Raw genomic sequence first — 18,726 nt, 5'->3', positions numbered from 1 at the left:
TAGCACTTGCTGGTAATTCCGTGGTAACTTATTCCATTCTCATCTCCCGGTTACCGGTGGTCTCAAGGAATCCCGCAAAATTGTGATAAGGTTTCTTCGTTTCCTTCACCGCAGAGACAAAAGGAATATGGCGAACGACGGCTGCGCGACCTGTCGGAAACTTTGCCAAAGGCCAAGGTAGATAAGCCGGAAAAGATGGACCAAACACTCATGATCGAACAAACCGGAATACCATAGAAAGCAATAGGAGACTGGAGCCTTCAGACCAAACACCCATCTCGCGGAATGGTATTCGTTGCCGGATAAGGCAAAGACTTTATTTGCCATGTCCAAATAAAACTGAACTTTATTAAAAACAAAAGAAAAAATGCTATCTTTAATTGACCAACTCTTTTTCTTTTGCAAATTAAACCGTATCTTTGTAGCCATTAAAAAGATACGCATATGGCAAATAAGATGAAAGAATTCCTACCTGAAATAGAGATGGAAAAAATGCAGCGGCTCTACGAAATAGAAGAAAAATACGAGATGGGGCAAATCTCCCTCGAGAAAGCCCATCGCTTCATGGCAGAGCATGTAGGGCCCATACGCCCATACCATATAGCATATATGGAGCAAAACCTCAAGAGTGGAGACGACGATGAATGTATTCGCGTGAACATGCGAAAGGTTTTGGAACTACTCGACGGATTCATGGACAACTCTCGTCCGGAACTCCCAGCAGAGCATCCGATTGCTCACTATTATAAAGAAAACGATGAACTGCGCAAACTTCTGCTTGCCATAGAGGACCTGATTCAATATCCCGTCATCAAGACTCAGTGGCAGGAACTATATGACAAGCTGAGACAGTATCCCGTGCACTATGCCCGTAAGCAGAACCAACTCTATCCGCTTCTGGAGCAGAAAGGCTTCGACCGCCCAACGACAACGATGTGGAACTTCGACGACATCATCCGCGATAACATCCGCGACGGACAAAGACTTCTGGAGGAGGGCAAGGACGAGGAGTTTATCGCCAAGCAGCAGGAGCTCATAGAGAATGCCCGGGACTTGATGGAAAAGGAGGAAACCATTCTTTATCCCACTGCCCTTGCGCTCATTTCGAAAGAGGAATTCGAGGAAATGAAATCCGGCGACCAGGAGATTGGCTTTGCTTTCTTTACTGTAGAGCCAGAGAAAACACGGCAAACGGCGGCTGCGCAACCTGCCGGCGACTTTGTCCAAGACCTGCAGAACCTGCTCAGCAAATATGGATATAGTGCCGGACCACGGCAGGAACTGGATGTTACGACCGGAAAACTTACTCTCGAGCAGATCAATCTCATCTATCAGCACCTGCCCATAGACATCTCCTTTGTGGATGAGAACGAACTCGTGAAGTTCTATTCAGACACTGACCATCGCATATTTCCACGATCCAAGAATGTGATAGGACGCGAGGTGATGAACTGTCATCCGCGTCGCAGCGTGCACATCGTAAGGGAAATCGTAGACAGATTTAAGAATGGGGATGAGAGCAAGGCAGAGTTTTGGATTAACAAGCCGGATCTGTTCATCTATATCGTTTACTTCGCGGTGAGAGACAAAGAGGGAAAGTTCCGCGGGGTGCTTGAGGTAATGCAGGACTGCACTCACATCCGCGCCCTTGAAGGATCGCAAACCTTGCTCACATGGGCAGGGGAAAAGCCCGAAGAGGAGGAGCATAAGCCCAAAGAACAGGCAGAGACAAATGCAGAGTCAGCCACAGGCACTGAACTGGAAATCAATGCCGATACCAAGCTGAAAGATCTCTTTGCGCTCTATCCGGACTTGAAGAAAAAGCTCGCGGCATGCTATCCCCCCTTCAAGATGCTCAATACGCCACTGGCAAAAATCATGTTGCAGAAAGCTACCGTAAAGATGGCAGGCGAACGCTCGGGATTAGGAACGGATGAACTGATAAAACTTATCAAGGAAATCATAGGCTGAATTGATCGCGAGATAAAGTCATCAAGAAGAAAGGGTCTGCCGGGCTAAATGCTCCGCAGACCCTTTCCATAAGGAAAAATCCTACCAATGGGATCCGGATAGACCCGTCTTATATTGGAAATCATCAAGCGAACCAGAAAGGCATGCCTACCTTCTTATTAGGAGCAAGAACCTGTTTTTCTCTTCCCAAATCACAATTTTTAGGTATTTCGCCATTCATGAGTATTCCGTATCTTTGTAATTCATTACATTATTAAATAACAAATTATCGCTTATGAGAACAGTTTTTATTCTTTTATCCTTATTCATGGCCCTGATGGGGGGCACTATCACCGTTTCCGCACAGGGCGGCCAGTATCAGGAAAAGGCCAGGACCATTACGGTTACCGAGGCCGGCACGCTGGAGTCTTATTTCTCCGATCCCAGCGACAAGGATGTCAACCGACTCACGGTGGAAGGTCCCCTGAACGATAAAGATCTCCGCTTTTTGGGGACACTGGGGCGTTATCCCTACCAGTTGCACTATCTTGACTTGTCGAAGTCAAGCTTCAAGAGCGTTCCCAAGAGCTGCTTCCACAGCGGAACCGCATTATTCGAGGTGAATCTTCCCGATGAAGTTACAGAAATCGGCGACTCCGCCTTCTACTGGTGCAATGCCATCGGCAACCTGCCCGTAACCAAGAATACGGTGAAAATCGGGAAATATGCCTATTGCAAGGCCGGACAGATAGACGAACTGGTAATTCCAAAGTCAGTAACGGAAATCGGCGAGGGGGCATTTTGCACCTGGTATGGTAAGAATCATGTAGGAATGCGTAAGTTCTCTGTAGAGGAAGGCAATCCCGTGTTCAGCTTTGACGACGGCCTGCTGATAAACAAGAACACCCAAACCGTGCTTGCCTGCAACCCCGATATAGACTATCAGGACACCGACGACAAGGTGCTGACCATTCCAGAAGGCATTCAGCGGCTGGGCGACTGTGCTCTGCAAAGTGCCTATTTTGTGAAGAAGCTGGAACTTCCGGCATCGCTGAAAGAGCTGGGATACGAGGTCTTTGACGGCATGTTCCAAAATGAAGAAATCACGGTAGCTGCCGATAATCCCGCCTTTGAAACCATAGACGGGGTACTATACAATAAGGAAAGGACCATCGTCTATCGTGCTCCCACCACGAAGGTGAATCCTAAGCCTTACAAGATAGAGCCTACCGTAACCGAGATAGCTGCGGCAGCTTTCGCGCAAAGCAAGCTGAAGGCCGTAGAACTACCCGAAGGACTGGAAGTTATCGGCGACCATGCCTTTGACAATAGCTCTCTCGAAAAGGCTTCCATTCCCAAGAGTGTCAGGAAAATCGGCATCAGGGCCTTCATGGCCACCGGTTTCGAGGAAAGCCTCACCGTGCCCGAGGGAGTAACGGAACTGCCCGAAGGCGCCTTTGCATACATCTATTTCCTGAAAGAGCTGACGCTGCCCTCCACCCTACAGAAGCTGGGAGACGATGTCTTCTGCATGGACGGACAGCTTGCAGAAGATGGATCCTTTAAGCTTAACTGCTATGCGCTGGCTCCTCCTGCCATAACAAAAGCCACCTTCAATAACCTCGACGGCTTCTCGGATGTTACGATTCATGTGGTGAAAGGTTGCAGGAAGGATTACAAGAAAGCCACGGGGTGGAAAGACTTTACCATCGTGGAAGATCTTGAGAATGTGGTAACGGCTATCGTCAACCCGACTCAGGCTGTGCATGAAGTGGCTCGCTATACCATAGATGGCGCCCGTATCAGTACCCCCGTACAAGGAATCAATATCGTGAAATATTCTGACGGAACGACAAGAAAGGTCATCGTGAGATAAAAACAGACATGAGAAAGACCATTCTGCTTATGCTTTTCCAGGTAATGGCAGTGCTTGGGCTCAACGCCCAGGCCTCCTTTACCTGTACCGTCATAGACTGGGAGACCCTCGAACCCATACAGGGAGCCTTGGTACGGCTGCCCGAAAGTCGTAAGGTTGTAGCCATCAGTGATGTGAACGGGCGATTCTATCTGAAAGAAACGCAGGCAAAAGTCCTCAAGATAACTTACCTCGGATATGATTCGCTCATCTTCCGCCCACGAGACGGAGCCGTCTACAAGATGAAGCCTGCTACCAAAACTATCGGGGAAGTGGTGGTAACGGCTGAAGAAACCAACGGGCTTACCAGCACCTCACGTATCGGGAGGAAAGCCATGGAACACCTGCAACCGTCAAGCTTTGCCGACTTGCTGGAGCTTCTGCCCGGCGGAAGAGCCAAGGATCCGGCCCTTACCACACCCAATAAGATAAGGTTGCGTGAGGCGAATCCCAACAGCTCGCCGCAGTATGACACCTCTTCGCTGGGCACTCACTTCCTGATCGACGGCGCCCCCATAAGCACGAATGCCAACATGCAGTATCTGGGAGGAGCACTCGACTCAAAGACCACAGCCCGGAAATTCATGAATGCGGGCGTCGATTTGCGGACGATTTCCACGGACGACATAGACCATGTGGAAATCGTGAGAGGCATCCCGTCGGTGGAATACGGAGACCTTACGAGCGGATTGGTGAAAATCAGTCGGAAGCAGGGCGGACACGACTGGTCGGCGCGGTTAAAGGCCGACATGAGCAGCAAGCTTTTCTACATCGGAAAAGGCATGGAATGGGAGAGGCAGAGCCTGAATCTAAGCCTCGACTACCTCGACGCCAAGGATGATCCGCGCAACCGATTGGAAAACTATAAGCGGATTACCGCATCCGCAAGATACAACTGCCGGTGGGCCTCTCCCTCCTATGCGGCCTCGCTTTCCTTGCAGGGAGACTACGGAGGCTCGTTCGACAACGACAAGGAAGACCCTGATGTGAACTTCCACACCGAAGACAAATACAGCTCGACATTCAACCGCTATGCCCTTGCAGCTACATTCCACCTCGAAAGCAAGAAGAAAACGCTGTTTCGCTCCTTGTATGCCATGGCATCCGGAAGCTACGAACATGATGTGCTCAGCCGGACTCGGGTGATACAACTGCAGCGAGACTCTCCACAGCCCCTTATCCAGGAAGAGGGCGAGAGCGATGCCATATTCCTGCCGTTCAGGTATATGGGGTGGCAGAAGGCCGATGGCAAGCCTTTAAACATTTTCCTGAAAGCCTTCGCCACTTTCTCCGCACCGTCCAATATTCTATATAACAGCCTGAAAATAGGCACGGACTGGAGCTTTGACAAGAACTACGGACAGGGGCAAGTATATGATGTTACGCGGCCGTTAAATCCCGGCAGCACGGTGCGACCCCGCAAATTGTCGGATATTCCGGCAACCGATCAACTCGCTTTCTATGCCGAGGAAAACCTGAAAATACCACTCGGGGGCAGTAAGATAGAACTCCTCCTCGGTATCAGAGGCACGCAACTACTTCGTCTTAAGAACCAAGGAGCCATGAGCCATCACACTTATTGGGATCCAAGGGGCAACATCGGCTGGCGCCTCCCAGCCTTCATGGTATCTGGAAAGGAGTCGTTCGTAAAGCTGACGGCCGGCATCGGCTGGCATACCAAGTTCCCCACGGTGGAGCAGACGTACCCGGACCTTATCTACCAAGACCTCGTGCAGATGTATTATTACCACAACAGGCCGGAACTGCGACGCATGAACCTTATGACTTATGTCATCGAGCCTGCCAATCCCAACCTGAAACCGGCCCGTAATCTGAAATGGGAGGTGGGACTGGATGTCAACATCAGGGGTAACAGGCTTAACTTGACCTACTTCAAGGAGAACATGACCACAGGCTTCAGGTCGGAAACAAACTACCATCCTTATATATATAAGAAGTATGATGTATCGGGAATAAAGCCACAAGAACTTACAGGCCCGCCCTCTCTCGATGGCTTACCCTACGAAACACTCACCGAACTGCTGGGCTATTCACGATATGGCAACGGATCGCAGACACGAAAAACGGGCTTGGAATTCACCTTATCCACCGTGCGCATGCAACAATTGTACACACGCCTCACCATTACAGGGGCATGGTTTAGAACCGTCTATCGTAACTCGCAAGCCGAGATGGTGAAGCCGTCGACAATCATTGACAACAAGGCAATACAGCGCGTGGGCATCTACCACGACAACGATGGGAACCAATATGAGACTGCCAACACCAATTTCACCTTCGACACCGATATCCCACGCTTCAAACTGGGCTTCTCCTTGTCGGCTCAGTTCTTGTGGTACAACCTCCGCCAAAGACTTCCTCTGAGTAATGTTCCCTCGGAATACATGAATGAGAAAGGCGAAATACTGCCTTACACGGAGGCAGACAAGAACGATATCCTGCTGAGATGGCTCATCCGCAACTATACGGAGTCGCTCTATGAGAAATACAGAGTGCCCATGAGCATGAACCTGAACCTAAAGGTAACAAAGAAACTGATAAAAGACAGGCTCAACATAGCCCTCTACTGTAACCGTATACTCGACTATACACCTGATTATATGGTAGGAGAAGCCCTCGTCAGACGGCATGTGGATCCTTATTTCGGAATGGAAATCAATGTGAACCTATGAAAAAAAGACTCCCTATAGCATTATTGGCGTTCCTGCTGTTGCTCCTTTCCGGATGCGGGGAAGACCACGAAGAGCTCTTTACAGAGGCAACGATAGAGATGGACCTGGCCGACCTGAATATCCTGGAAATTCAAGGAACGGCCAAACTGAGGAATATAAACACCCTGCAAGAATATACCTCAGCACAGGATCAGGGTGGCATCTATCACTTCCAATTGCTACGAGGAGCCTACCAAATCACCATAGAAGGCAGAATAAAATACATGGATGAGGACGAGGAGACATCTATTAAAAACTTCATCTGCTATACCGACTATGCCGACTTCAGCCATAAAAGCGGCAACCATGTAAAACTAAAAATAACACTGAGATGAAGAAAGGCATATACCTATTGCTCCTCACGGGGTCCACACTGACGGCAAGCGCAACGCAACCTGACACGCTCTCGTTTCTCAGACTGGGCCTTACCAATGAACTCCGACAGGCAGAATGGCAGAATCCCGCTCTCTATGGAGAAGCCTACATGCAGTCGTTCACGGAACTGAAAGCACAAATGACCTACCAGAAAATGAACCGCGCCTTTCTCCAGCAGCAGGGTAATGGCATTTTTCATCCACAAGTGGAGGTTACCACCTTTGTCAACACGGGAAAGGCATGGAGCACATGGGGCGGCGCGAGTTATCTCAATGGTCTGAACAGGAATATCCTCTGGAACAGCATATCCGACTATCAGCGACTACGCCCCTATGTCTTGGCGGATACCTTGGGCGGCGATACGCGCACCGAGAGATACTCTTTCTATGGCGGATATGCCCAAAGAGCAGGCAGATGGAAACTCGGAGCCGGCATTCATTATCGTGCCTCGCAAGAATACAGAGACATAGACCCCCGTATGCGAAGCATCGTTTCCGATCTCAACGCCAAGCTTGGCGCAAGCTACAGAATCGGAAACTATCAGCTGGGAGCCGCCACCCTGCTCAATATCTACAAGCAGAGCTGTTCCGTGGATTTCTATAAAGAAGCCGGCGTCGTGCCCGAATATCTCATGACAGGCCTTGCCAGCTGCTATCAAAGGTTCTCCGGCGATAACCGTAACCTAAACTACAAAGGGCACGCCCACCAAATTTTGTTGAACCTGATACCAATAAGCGAAACAGGATGGTTTACCAACCTGGACCTGAAACGCGAAAAATATAGGCAGACTATCGTAAGCCTGAACCACTTACCCCTGACCACCCAAACCATAGAAAGTGGTAAACTGGAGGCCGGATGGCGGCAAACCAGCGCACAATTTACAGCTTTCAGGATGGTTTTCAACGGCTACCGCCGTATAGGCAAGGAACATGTTGCCGGCGGGGCAGAAAATGCCGGCTATCCCGTTATCCACACGCTTGCCATGTATAAGGAGCATTATGCCAATATCTTTTTACAAGCTCTGTATGGGAAAAAGGGCTTGAGCTATTGGCAAATGTCGGGACAAGGCGGTATGGAATGCCTGAAAATGAATTATGCCTACCCCGGGCGCAACCTCCGTACACGCCATGCATATGGAAAGCTCAGCGGTATTCTCGGTACCAGAGTCGGCAAGCGATGGAGCCTGACGACACGGATGGATGTCTTATACAAAAAAGGCATAACCTCTTCTATCGACCTTCCCTATGCCAACATGCCTGAAGAATTCAGAGAAATGGCTAGAGAAAACTATGCTTTTCTCAAGGCTGACCAGACACATCTACAGCTTACGGCTCGAGCAGACTACCTGATTGACAAAGCTCTACGCAGTCTTTTCATACAAGCCGGGGGAGGAAAACTCTTCACTTCTGCCGACCGACACCAAACCCTACTCGACCTCACTCTGGGCACAACCTTCTAAACAACCCGACGGATATGAACACTAAATATCGCCCAAGACCAAACTTGATTCTACTACTCCTCATCTTTCTGCTTGCAGCATGTAACAGTGAAGAGCCTGCGGGAAAAGAGACAGATATCATCTGCAAGGTTACCTTGCAGATGCCTCTTAGCGAAAAGCCCTTGATGCTGGATAAGGCAAGGGTAGTATTCACCAACATCAGAACCCTAAGAAACTATACGGTGGAAGATTTTTCATATGATGCCGGAAAAGCATCCTATATCTTTACCGCCACTCTTCCCGAAGGAGAGTACAACTTGGTGGCAGAGGGAGAAACCACCAATACGATTGCCGGACATACAAGTACTTCTTCTCTGCACGCATCGAGTAGTAATATTATCCTGACGAAAACCCGCCCCGGCAACATCATCCTTACCATGAACCTCTACAACTCGAAGCGGGGGTTTGTAATAGACGAGTTTTTCTTCACTGGATCCATGAGTCCTGAGGGCGAGCAATACATAGACGACCAGTACATCATCATTACCAACAACTCGGCAAAAACCCTTTATGCCGACAGCATTGCCATAGTAGAGTCGACCTTTACCACGGTACAAAAGTTCAATTACGAACCCGATATCATGGACAAGGCTATGACCGTAGACGCCATTTACATGATTCCGGGCGACGGTCATACCCATGCCGTGGCACCCCACAAGTCGCTGCTCATTGCCATAGATGCCAAAAATCATAAAGAGGCATGCAGCAATGCCGTCGATCTCTCGCATGCTGATTTCGAGTTCTTCGACGACAACTCTGGAGCCACATGGAGCGACATCGACAACCTGGAAGTGCCTAACCTCGACAAATGGTACTGCTATACACATACAGTATTCAACTTCCACAATCGTGGATTCAAAACTTATGCCATCGTGAAGATGAATGCTGATAAGAAGACTTTCCTCAAGGACTATTTCTATTTGTGCAATTATCGAAACATGGGAATCGAGATGCAGTGGGCTGCCTATCAGATTCCAAACTCATGGATTATAGATGCAGTGAACCTGAGCATAAAGTCTCTCTTCAGGTGGATTATCGTAGACCCCTCCATAGACATGGGGTGGGCACATTGCGGAACGGTGAATATGGACATTAACCGATACGATAAGGTAATACGCCGAAAGCGAGATGCCAGCGGATGGCTGATAGATACCAATAACTCCACTCACGATTTCGATTGCGACTTGCCGCCATCGGTGAAATAAAGAAATACGACTATCCTTTCCCCTGGCGATTGCTGAAAGATGTACAAACTTTCTGCACACACTTCCTGAACCACGCTCCATAAAACAACATCCTACGGGTATTCACAAAAGAAACCCGTAGGATGAGCATGAATTGTGGTTTCCAGAAAGAGAACTTACCCCTCTTTTACCTCCCAGATGTCGTTGGTCTCAAGAAGTTCGGCAAAGTTATGATAAGGCTTTTTTGCCTTCACTTCCTCTATCTGGACATTGACGGCCTCGTCGTAGGTAGGAGCCTCAACATCACGGATCACTCCGAGAGCCACGGGGAATCCGTGCTCGTTGTCCATCATGGCCAGCTTCAGTTGCAGAGTGTTGTCCTGACAATGGCTGTCGTGCACCAAAATATCGGACAGCGTGATGCCGTTCTCGCCAATCTTAACCACCTTCAGACCGAATCCCTCCTGCATCAGCCCGTACTCATGGTTCTCGCCGAACACCAGGGGCTTCCCATCCTCTACATAGATGGCATTCTTGCTGCGGCCATCCTTGGTGTAGATAGCGTCGTAAGCACCATTGTTGAAGATGACGCAATTCTGCATAATCTCGCACACCGAGGCTCCTTTATGCTCATGGGCTCTCTTCAGAATCCCAATGGTATGCGGGCCGTCGTTGGCCACGGAACGGGCAAAGAACCTACCGCGGGCGCCGAAGCAAAGCTCCGCGGGGCGGAAGGGATCCTCCACCGTGCCGTAAGGACTCGACTTGGAAACGAATCCACGGGGAGAAGTGGGACTGTACTGCCCTTTCGTAAGGCCGTAGATGCGGTTGTTCAGGAGAATTATGTTGAGGTTGATATTCCTGCGCATGGCATGGATGAAGTGATTGCCGCCGATGGCAAGGGCATCGCCGTCGCCGCTTATCTGCCACACCGTGAGGGCAGGGTTAACCACCTTGGTTCCCGTGGCTATGGCCGCCGCACGACCGTGAATGGTCTGCATGGCATAGGTATTCACATAGTAAGGCAGACGACTGGAACATCCGATGCCGCTGATGACCGCCGTCTCGTAAGGCGCGACGCCCAGTTCGGCCATCGCCTTGTGCAGACTTGCCAGGAAAAAATGATCTCCGCATCCCGGGCACCACCGTGGCTGGCCTTTCTTGAAATCTTGTGCTGTATATTCGCTCATTTCCTTTTTCCTTTCTGATTTAAATCTCAATGATGTTTTCTTCAAAGGTTTTGGTGTGGTTAGGCAAGCCATTCGAGAGGATAATCCGTTCAAATCCATTCACCAACTCCCTCACGACGAAGGGCTGTCCCTTTACCTGATTATATTGATAAGGAGCAAAATTGTTGACACGGATGCGCAACAAGGCCGCAAACTGACCAAGATTCTGCTCGGCCACGACCACCTTCTTATACTTCAGAAGCACATCGGCGGTGTTCTTGGGCAGTGGATTTATATACTTGAACTGGGCAAGCGCCACCTTGTGCCCCTTCTTCCGAAGCTCGTTCATGGCAGTATAGAGGTGTCCATAGGTAGACCCGAAACCCACGATGAGTAGTTCCGCGTCGTCGGCATCGCCAAGGACTTCGACATCAGAAACCTTTATCTTCGCTACTTTCTCAAAGCGCAGGTGGTCCATCATGTCGTGATTTTCGGGTTCGGTAGAGATTGCGCCGGTCTCGCCGTCCTTCTCCAGACCACCGAGAATGTGCGTATAGCCCTCCTGACCGGGAACCGCCCAATAGCGGGCAAAGGTCTCCGGATCTCGGCGATACGGCGTATACTTATACTTCTGGTCCTCCGTTACATAATGAGGCTTTATCTCGGGCAACTCTTCCATGTCCGGCAACTTCCATGCCGCAGAACCGTTGGCGATGAAAGCATCGGTAAGCAGCACCACGGGAGTCATGTGCTCGAGGGCTATCCTGGCTGCCTGGAAGGCCGCATCGAAGCAATCGGTGGGACTCATAGCGGCGACCACGGGCATCGGGCTTTCTCCGTTACGCCCGTAGAGCACTTGAAGGAGGTCGGTCTGTTCACTCTTCGTGGGCAGTCCCGTCGATGGGCCACCTCGCTGCACATCGATGATCACGAGTGGAAGCTCGTCCATCACGGCAAGGTTGATAGCCTCCGACTTCAGCGCGATGCCGGGCCCGGAGGTGCTGGTAGCGGCCAGCGCACCGGCAAACGAGGCTCCCACGGCACTCGCGCAAGCCGAGATCTCGTCTTCGCACTGCACCGTCATTACGCCCAGCGATTTGTGCTTGGCCAGCTCATGGAGGATATCCGTGGCCGGAGTGATGGGATAAGAACCCAGATAAAGCTTCAGCCCCGACTTCTCGGCGGCGGCCATCAGCCCGTAGGCCGTGGCCTTGTTGCCGGTGATATCCATATATCGGCCAGGATTCTTGACTTTAGAGTCGATACGATAAGTGGCAGGGACACCGGCGTGCACATTGTGCCCGTAGTCAAAACCGGCATTCACCACCTTGATATTATTCTCCGCTATCTCCGGTTTTTTCGCAAACTTGTCCTTCAGGAAGTTCTCCACGAGCGACAAGTCGCGGTTGAACAGCCAGCAGACCAATCCCAGCGCAAACATGTTGCGGCACTTCAGAATGGCGCGATTATCCATGCCCGATTCTTTCAGACATGCCTTCACCATAGTGGTGATGGGACAGGCTACCACGCGGTCGGAGTCGATTCCCAGCTCACAGAGATAGTCCGTGGTGCAGAACTCCGCCTTCTTCAGGTCGTTAGGACCGAAGCTATCGGTGTCGATGATAACAGTTGCCTGTGGTTTAGCATACTTATACTGGGTCTTCAGGGCCGCCGCGTTCATTGCGACGAGCACATCACACTGGTCGCCCGGCGTATAGACCTTGCCCGACCCGATGTGAACCTGAAAGCCCGAAACACCTGTCAGCGAGCCTTGCGGCGCCCGGATGTCGGCCGGATAGTCCGGAAAAGTCGAGATACCATTACCTACAGTTGCAGACACAGTTGAGAAAATGTTTCCGGCAAGCTGCATTCCATCGCCGGAATCTCCAGAGAACCGGACAACAACTTGGTCCAGTTCCTTGACCTCTAAATCTTCTGCCATTATATTTTTCATTTGTTCAAGTTCGCAATTGCAAAGATGATAATTTTTATTGATACGGCAAAATAAAAAGTGAAAAATAAAAGTTTTTTCCTATCTTCTTTCTCTCTGAAGGAAGGTTTTACGCCCTATTTTCCCTTTTTAGGGAAATAACATGGCTGATTTTCCCCTCTCCGGACATGCACATAAGTCTCCTTGTAACACGGAATTTCTTACACACAGCGATATCCCGGTCCACCCTCCACCAACAGGCTCTTGTCTCAAAAGTGAGGACACATCCTACTCTATTACAAATACTTTTGTCTCGTGAGCCTCCACCTTGCCTTTCCAAAGGGTGGTCTTCCTTGCTATCTGCCGATGTGCCCACACATCACGCACGGAGCGGCGGCCGCCTATACCCAGCGAGGGGAAATCTATCCCGATTACCCGCGGCTTCTCGCCCGTGTTCAGAATGGCCACCGCCCACCGGCCTCCAGAGAGCGGTCGCACAAAGACCTGATAGGTTTCCGTGAGCACCTTGCGTTCCGCGGCCTTGCCGAGGGCATCCTGATTGATGGCTATCATCTCTTTGTTGAGCAGGATACGGCGCGTCTCTTCGTTCTCGCTACGCAAATCGTGGGTCATGGCCAGCGGCGACGCTTCCATGCACCAGAGGCTCATTTGCGACTGATACTCCGTATAGCTGCAACCTTTTCCTCCCAGGTCGCTCGACGGACCGCCCCTGCCCTCCAAGCCCACGACGAGCATGTCCATGTCGTTCCAATGCCCCGGACGGGCGTAGGAATACAAGGGGGCGGTAACATTTACGATGTCAAGAATGCCCATACCGCCCTGATGGACCTTGTCGACCCACATATCCCGGACATCGTAAGTGGTGCGCCAAACCATTCCGCCAGCCTCCGCGGCCCACAACTCGGGATGAAGCTGCCCCCACTCACACACGCCAAGGGCTATCCGGCGACCACTCTTGGCCAGCGCGTCGCCCATGATCTTATAGCGGCGATGCGCCTCCGCACTGTCTGAGGGAGCATTGCAATAGTCATATTTCAGGTAGTCTATCCCCCAGGAGGCAAAGGTCCGTGCGTCTTGCTCCTCAAAGCCGTAGCTCGCCGTGCGGCCGGCACAAGTGAGCTGCGCGGCATCGGAGTAGATGCCCAGCTTCAAGCCTCTGGCATGTACATAGTCGGCAAGTTCCTTGATACCGCCCGGAAACTTCTCCGGATCGGGTATCAAGTTGTTGCGGTTGTCGCGCCCGCCCTGCCAACAGTCGTCTATGAACACATACTCGTAACCTGCGTCACGGTAGCCCCCTGCCACCATGGCATCGGCCATCTCACGCAGCAACTGCTCGTTGATGTGCTCACCAAAGAGATTCCAAGACATCCACCCCATGGGCGGAGCAAGCTTTTCCTGAGCCTGTGAGCCGAGAGAAAGCAAACAAAAGGAAACCATTGCCACAGCCTTTCCCATCCAAAGGCGGAGTTCTACATCATTTGAAATTTTCATATTCTTAATTCCTTGATTATCCGTAAGTTATGAATCGGTTTGCAAAAGGCGGCTAAAAGCCTGCCTTCTAACGGCTAAAAGCTCTCCTCCTAACGGCTAAAAGGCGGGCTTCTAACGGCCTTTTACTTTGCGGGCTGCCACCGGCGCCGGAAAGGCAGGTTGCTGCCCCGGTTTTTCAATACTTGAAAGAGCTGCCTCCAAGGAATTCCCGGAGCAGGCTCGTAGGCGGAAGCTGGCGATACGGGATATCCCGGAAGTAGCGCAGGAACTTGAGCAAGCGATGAGCTTCACCGAACTCCTCACAGTTCTCAGGCACCTGTTCGAGCAGCGGTTCGGCCTGCTGCTTGAGCACGGAAAGTTCATAGAGCATCGCACTGTTGAACATCGCGTCGGCATTCTCCTGATAAGGGAATATCCATTTTTCCTCTCCCGCCCGCACCGAGGGCCAGCGGCGGATGGTTTCCTGAGCCGTAACGCCGCGATACTTATTATCTCGGACAATGCGCCGAAGGAGTCGGTTGTCGGTCGTAGGGATATAGTTATGGTCGTCGAGGAGGATGGTTGTCAGTGCCGAGACATACACTCTATACTTCTGTTCCTCGGGAATCTGCGCCGTAAGCTCGGGGTTCAGGGCGTGAATTCCCTCCACCACGAGCACATTATTGTCATCCATCTTCAGTCGTTTGTCGCCCTTCTCGCTCCTGCCCGACTGGAAATTATACTTCGGAAGGACAACTTCCTCTCCCCGAAAAAGGGCCTTAAACTGCTCGTTGATGAGCGGGATGTTGAGGGCATAGAGGCTCTCATAGTCGTATTCTCCGTTCTCATCCTTGGGCGTAAGCTCCCGATTGATGAAGTAATCGTCAAGAGATATCTGGAGGGGCCTTATCCCATTGGCTAGCAATTGGATGCTCAACCGCTTGCAGGTAGTGGTCTTTCCCGAAGAAGACGGCCCCGCCAGCAACACAAGCTGAATGGTCTGACGCGCCTTGATCTCGTCGGCGATACGCGAAATCAGCTTCTCCTGGAGGGCCTCGCTGACATTGATCATCTCGGTGGCATGACCGTTCTTGACGGCTTCGTTGAAGTCGCCCACAGTACGGAGGCCGAGGAGATGCTGCAGATTGTGATGCTCCTTAAAGATGCTGAACATTTTTTCCTGACGCGGCTTCGGACTTAGCCTCGAGGGGTCTTCCACTGCCGGAATGCGGAGAAGCATCCCGTCGATATACTTCTCGAGGTCGAAGAGATAGAGGCCGCCGGTATCCGTGAGCAGCGTGCCATAGAAATAGTCCACGAAATCGTCGAGCTGATAATAGACGGTGTAGAGCCTTCCGCTGCTCTCCAACAACTTTACCTTGGCCTCGTCGCCCTTGCGGCGGAACATGTCGACAGCATCTTCCGTAGGCACTTCAAAGCGGCGAATGGGCATCTTGGCCTCGATAATCTGCCGCATGCGTGCCTTGATGCGGGCTACATCCTCTCCGGTAAGTTCCGGACAACACTTCACGCTCACATAATATCCCTTCGAAACCGGGATGTCTATCAGCACCTTAGAACCCGGGTAGAGGTCGTGTATGGCCTTGCAGCATACCAGAAACAATGTGCGGGTATAAACCCGTGAGGCCGAAGCATTATACATGTCGAGAAACTCCACATCCTTGCAGTGGTAGAGAGAGTAGTGCATGCCTTCCGTCGAGTTGTTCACTTTGGCAGCAATAGGCCCGTAGCGCATCTGCAGCCCCAGTTTCCTGTAGACTTCATCGAGCCTGCTCCCCCGTTCGACCTCAATCATCTGATTGTTGTTCTTACACCTGATAGTGAGTCGTTCCATATTCTATTCCGTAGTTTTTAGATTTGTCGGTAAAGATAATCATATTTATCGACAGAAGAATAACAATTAAGCTAAATTAAACTTCTTCCCTTCCCATAAAGCACAGAACACTTCCCGCTACGACCATTTTTTTCTAAAATAAATTCATGGAAGAAGCCACATGGGAACTTTTTTTTATTATCTTTGCAACAGAAATAAAACGTCCGGAAAGAAAGACGATGCTTGGCGAAGCCGTCTCCCTAACGGAAAGAGAAAACATTATCCTATGACAACAGGCGAATACATCCTTATTTTCAGCAAGATCTTCGGTTCTCTTGCACTGCTTATCTATGGCATGAAAGTAATGAGCGAAGCACTCCAGAAGATGGCAGGCTCGCAGCTGCGCCACATTCTGGGCGCCATGACCACCAACCGGTTTACCGGCATGCTTACCGGAACCTTCATCACCTGCGCCGTGCAGTCGTCTTCGGCCACCACCGTCATGACTGTCTCGTTCGTCAATGCCGGCCTGCTCACCCTGGCTCAGGCCATCTCGGTCATCATGGGTGCCAACATCGGTACCACGCTCACGGCCTGGATTATGTCGCTGGGATATAATGTGGACCTCACGATGGTGGTCTTTCCGGCTTTCTTCGTCGGCATCATGCTCATTTATAGCAAGAAACGGCGCTATATCGGAGACTTTCTCTTCGGCATCGCCTTCCTCTTCTTCTCCCTCGTCTTGCTGAGCACGGCTGGCAAGGATCTGGACTTAGCTCATAACCCTGGCGCCATCGAGTTCTTCTCTTCGTTCAATGTGAACAGCCATTGGACCATCCTGATTTTCCTCGCCATCGGCACCGTCATCACTTGCATCGTACAAAGTTCGGCAGCCGTCATGGCCATCACCATCCTGCTCTGCTCCACCGGAGTGCTCCCGATATATATGGGCGTCGCGCTCGTAATGGGTGAGAACATCGGTACAACTGCCACCGCGAACCTCGCGGCGTTAGGAGCCAACACGCAGGCAAGGCGCGCCGCCCTCGCCCATCTGGTCTTCAATGTCTTCGGCGTGATATGGGTCATGTGTCTGTTCTATCCATTCCTCAACTTCGTCTGCAACCTCGCGGGATATGACCCAGAAAGCCCGGTCTCGCTCTCGGCCACCGAGATGGCCGTCAGACTGCCCATCGTGCTGGCCGCTTTCCATACCTGCTTCAATGTGGTGAATACCGCCATCCTCATCTGGTTTATCCCCCAACTTGAGAAACTGGTGTGCTGGATCATCAGGCCAAAGGCAAATCAGGACGAGGAAGAATTCCGTCTGCGCTTCATTCAGGGTGGCCTCATGAAGACGCCGGAGCTCAGCGTCTACGAGGCTCAGAAAGAAATACAGAGTTTCTCGGAGCGTATCCAGCGCATGTTCGGCATGGTTCTCGAGCTTTTAAATGAGAAGAAGCCGGAAAATTTTGTGAAGATATTCACGAGAATAGAGAAATATGAGACCATCTCCGACAACATGGAGATAGAGATTGCCAAATATCTCGACCAGGTTTCCGACGCTCACCTGAGCGACGACACCAAGGGTAAGATTCGTGCCATGCTGCGGGAGATCAGCGAGATCGAGTCTATCGGCGACAGCTGCTACAACATCGCCCGGACCCTCAACCGCAAAATGAATGAGAAAGAGGACTTCACCGAACAGCAGTATGAACGACTCCACCAAATGATGGAACTGACCGACGAGGCTCTAACCCAGATGAACCTGATGATGAAAGGTCAGAAAACAGGCTACGATCCGAACCGTTCGTTCAATATCGAGAACGAAATCAACAACTATCGCAACCAGTTGCGCAACCAGAATATCAATGATGTCGACAACCATCTCTACACCTACGCTGTGGGCACCATATACATGGATATCGTGCAAGAGTGTGAAAAACTGGGCGACTATGTGGTTAATGTCGTCGAAGCTCGCCTGGGCATCAAGCAAGTAGGGGCTTAAAATGCCTTCACATTCAGGCCCGGAATCTGAACTAAGAGACATAAAACGAGAAAGAGGAACCAAGGGGGCATGTGTTTTGACCTTGGTTCCTCTTTCCCTTTTTCAGACTACCTCGCCCATCTTCTCCCAGATGCGGAGAAAAGTGGGATGATCCACCCGTTTCTCATAGGTAACCTTGACGCCGGCATCGTGGAGCATATCGTAGGCCTGCTCGCTAATCAAGTCGGCATAAACCTCCACTACTCCGCCTTCTACCATTGCCTTGGCAGCCGTCCTTCCGATAGCTTTGTCGGCAAGTTTGGCACCGTGCAGCAACTCCGGCTCATCATCTAATATATTATATAAGGTACGGACTCCGCGTCCCTTGAAAGTCGAGATGTTCCCTTCATGCAACACCACCAAGGAATAATCCTCGTCGTGCAAGGTGTCTTTCAGTACATCCATCATAATTCGTGTCCTCCATCCTTTTTTCGCAAATATAGGAATTTATTTTGTAACTGCGTGTAAAGATTTTACTAAATTTATAGGTTCGTCATGCAAGAGTTGGTTTCACCTGATTTCCCATACGGTCCGAGCAGTAGCTCCCCCGCGCTTTTATTTTCATGAAAATCAATTTCGGATTTGAATATCTCATGAAAAA

12 protein-coding genes are annotated in these 18,726 nt (G+C 50.8%); 7 read left to right on the top strand and 5 right to left on the bottom strand.

Going from position 1 to position 18,726, the window contains the following annotated elements; translation table 11 throughout:
* The first annotated feature begins 444 nt into the window (after positions 1 to 444).
* From C7120_RS04060 to C7120_RS04035, 6 genes are all read left to right on the top strand, one after another.
* Positions 445 to 1,971, top strand: coding sequence for a PAS domain-containing protein (locus C7120_RS04060; protein WP_107620452.1), 1,527 nt, complete (start codon positions 445 to 447; stop codon positions 1,969 to 1,971).
* Between the two features lie 274 nt (positions 1,972 to 2,245).
* Positions 2,246 to 3,826 (top strand): leucine-rich repeat domain-containing protein, encoded by a 1,581-nt coding sequence (locus C7120_RS04055; RefSeq protein ID WP_107620451.1) that lies wholly within the window; start codon positions 2,246 to 2,248, stop codon positions 3,824 to 3,826.
* Positions 3,827 to 3,834: 8 nt separating this feature from the next.
* Positions 3,835 to 6,558, top strand: coding sequence for a TonB-dependent receptor domain-containing protein (locus tag C7120_RS04050; RefSeq protein WP_107620450.1), 2,724 nt, complete (start codon positions 3,835 to 3,837; stop codon positions 6,556 to 6,558).
* On the top strand, positions 6,555 to 6,932 hold the full coding sequence (locus tag C7120_RS04045; protein WP_107620449.1) for a hypothetical protein: 378 nt from the start codon (positions 6,555 to 6,557) through the stop codon (positions 6,930 to 6,932). The genes C7120_RS04050 and C7120_RS04045 overlap by 4 nt, the downstream gene beginning before the upstream one ends.
* A complete protein-coding gene (locus tag C7120_RS04040; RefSeq protein WP_107620448.1) occupies positions 6,929 to 8,431 on the top strand; it encodes a DUF6850 family outer membrane beta-barrel protein in 1,503 nt (500 codons plus the stop codon). Before C7120_RS04045 ends, C7120_RS04040 begins: the two co-directional genes overlap by 4 nt.
* Before the next feature lie 14 nt (positions 8,432 to 8,445).
* The gene (locus tag C7120_RS04035; RefSeq protein ID WP_107620447.1) at positions 8,446 to 9,675 is read left to right on the top strand and encodes a DUF4876 domain-containing protein; all 1,230 of its coding nucleotides are present in this window, start codon (positions 8,446 to 8,448) and stop codon (positions 9,673 to 9,675) included.
* A 155-nt stretch (positions 9,676 to 9,830) separates the two neighbouring features.
* On the opposite strand, the gene C7120_RS04030 is transcribed toward C7120_RS04035, so the two are convergent.
* The 4 genes from C7120_RS04030 to C7120_RS04015 form a co-directional block, all read right to left on the bottom strand.
* Positions 9,831 to 10,844 carry a 2-oxoacid:ferredoxin oxidoreductase subunit beta gene (locus C7120_RS04030; protein ID WP_107620446.1) on the bottom strand — a complete coding sequence of 338 codons (1,014 nt, stop codon included), beginning with the start codon at positions 10,842 to 10,844 and terminating at the stop codon, positions 9,831 to 9,833.
* A gap of 19 nt (positions 10,845 to 10,863) precedes the next feature.
* Positions 10,864 to 12,765: a 2-oxoacid:acceptor oxidoreductase subunit alpha gene (locus tag C7120_RS04025; RefSeq protein ID WP_107621381.1), complete on the bottom strand. Its 1,902-nt coding sequence runs from the start codon at positions 12,763 to 12,765 to the stop codon at positions 10,864 to 10,866.
* Between the two features lie 276 nt (positions 12,766 to 13,041).
* Positions 13,042 to 14,214 (bottom strand): glycoside hydrolase family 27 protein, encoded by a 1,173-nt coding sequence (locus C7120_RS04020; RefSeq protein WP_233247072.1) that lies wholly within the window; start codon positions 14,212 to 14,214, stop codon positions 13,042 to 13,044.
* A gap of 229 nt (positions 14,215 to 14,443) precedes the next feature.
* The gene (locus C7120_RS04015) at positions 14,444 to 16,102 is read right to left on the bottom strand and encodes a nucleoside kinase (RefSeq protein WP_107620445.1); all 1,659 of its coding nucleotides are present in this window, start codon (positions 16,100 to 16,102) and stop codon (positions 14,444 to 14,446) included.
* 265 nt (positions 16,103 to 16,367) lie between these two features.
* On the opposite strand from C7120_RS04015, the gene C7120_RS04010 reads away from it, so the two are divergent.
* The gene (locus tag C7120_RS04010) at positions 16,368 to 18,086 is read left to right on the top strand and encodes a Na/Pi cotransporter family protein (RefSeq protein ID WP_107621379.1); all 1,719 of its coding nucleotides are present in this window, start codon (positions 16,368 to 16,370) and stop codon (positions 18,084 to 18,086) included.
* Positions 18,087 to 18,188: 102 nt separating this feature from the next.
* Here C7120_RS04010 and C7120_RS04005 read toward each other — a convergent pair whose 3' ends face one another.
* Positions 18,189 to 18,533 carry a DUF1893 domain-containing protein gene (locus C7120_RS04005; protein ID WP_107620444.1) on the bottom strand — a complete coding sequence of 115 codons (345 nt, stop codon included), beginning with the start codon at positions 18,531 to 18,533 and terminating at the stop codon, positions 18,189 to 18,191.
* Positions 18,534 to 18,726 lie beyond the last annotated feature (193 nt).

This window comes from Prevotella sp. oral taxon 376, from assembly GCF_003043945.1.
Classification (GTDB): Bacteria; Bacteroidota; Bacteroidia; order Bacteroidales; family Bacteroidaceae; genus Prevotella.
This window is presented reverse-complemented; position numbering and strand designations above follow the sequence as displayed.

Excerpts from the sequence above, each read along its gene's own strand:
- C7120_RS04060 (WP_107620452.1), top strand. The coding sequence starts at position 445 with ATGGCAAATAAGATGAAAGAATTCCTACCTGAAATAGAGATGGAAAAA.
- C7120_RS04055 (WP_107620451.1), top strand. The coding sequence starts at position 2,246 with ATGAGAACAGTTTTTATTCTTTTATCCTTATTCATGGCCCTGATGGGG.
- C7120_RS04050 (WP_107620450.1), top strand. The coding sequence starts at position 3,835 with ATGAGAAAGACCATTCTGCTTATGCTTTTCCAGGTAATGGCAGTGCTT.
- C7120_RS04045 (WP_107620449.1), top strand. The coding sequence starts at position 6,555 with ATGAAAAAAAGACTCCCTATAGCATTATTGGCGTTCCTGCTGTTGCTC.
- C7120_RS04040 (WP_107620448.1), top strand. The coding sequence starts at position 6,929 with ATGAAGAAAGGCATATACCTATTGCTCCTCACGGGGTCCACACTGACG.
- C7120_RS04035 (WP_107620447.1), top strand. The coding sequence starts at position 8,446 with ATGAACACTAAATATCGCCCAAGACCAAACTTGATTCTACTACTCCTC.
- C7120_RS04030 (WP_107620446.1), bottom strand. The coding sequence starts at position 10,844 with ATGAGCGAATATACAGCACAAGATTTCAAGAAAGGCCAGCCACGGTGG.
- C7120_RS04025 (WP_107621381.1), bottom strand. The coding sequence starts at position 12,765 with ATGGCAGAAGATTTAGAGGTCAAGGAACTGGACCAAGTTGTTGTCCGG.
- C7120_RS04020 (WP_233247072.1), bottom strand. The coding sequence starts at position 14,214 with ATGGTTTCCTTTTGTTTGCTTTCTCTCGGCTCACAGGCTCAGGAAAAG.
- C7120_RS04015 (WP_107620445.1), bottom strand. The coding sequence starts at position 16,102 with ATGGAACGACTCACTATCAGGTGTAAGAACAACAATCAGATGATTGAG.
- C7120_RS04010 (WP_107621379.1), top strand. The coding sequence starts at position 16,368 with ATGACAACAGGCGAATACATCCTTATTTTCAGCAAGATCTTCGGTTCT.
- C7120_RS04005 (WP_107620444.1), bottom strand. The coding sequence starts at position 18,533 with ATGATGGATGTACTGAAAGACACCTTGCACGACGAGGATTATTCCTTG.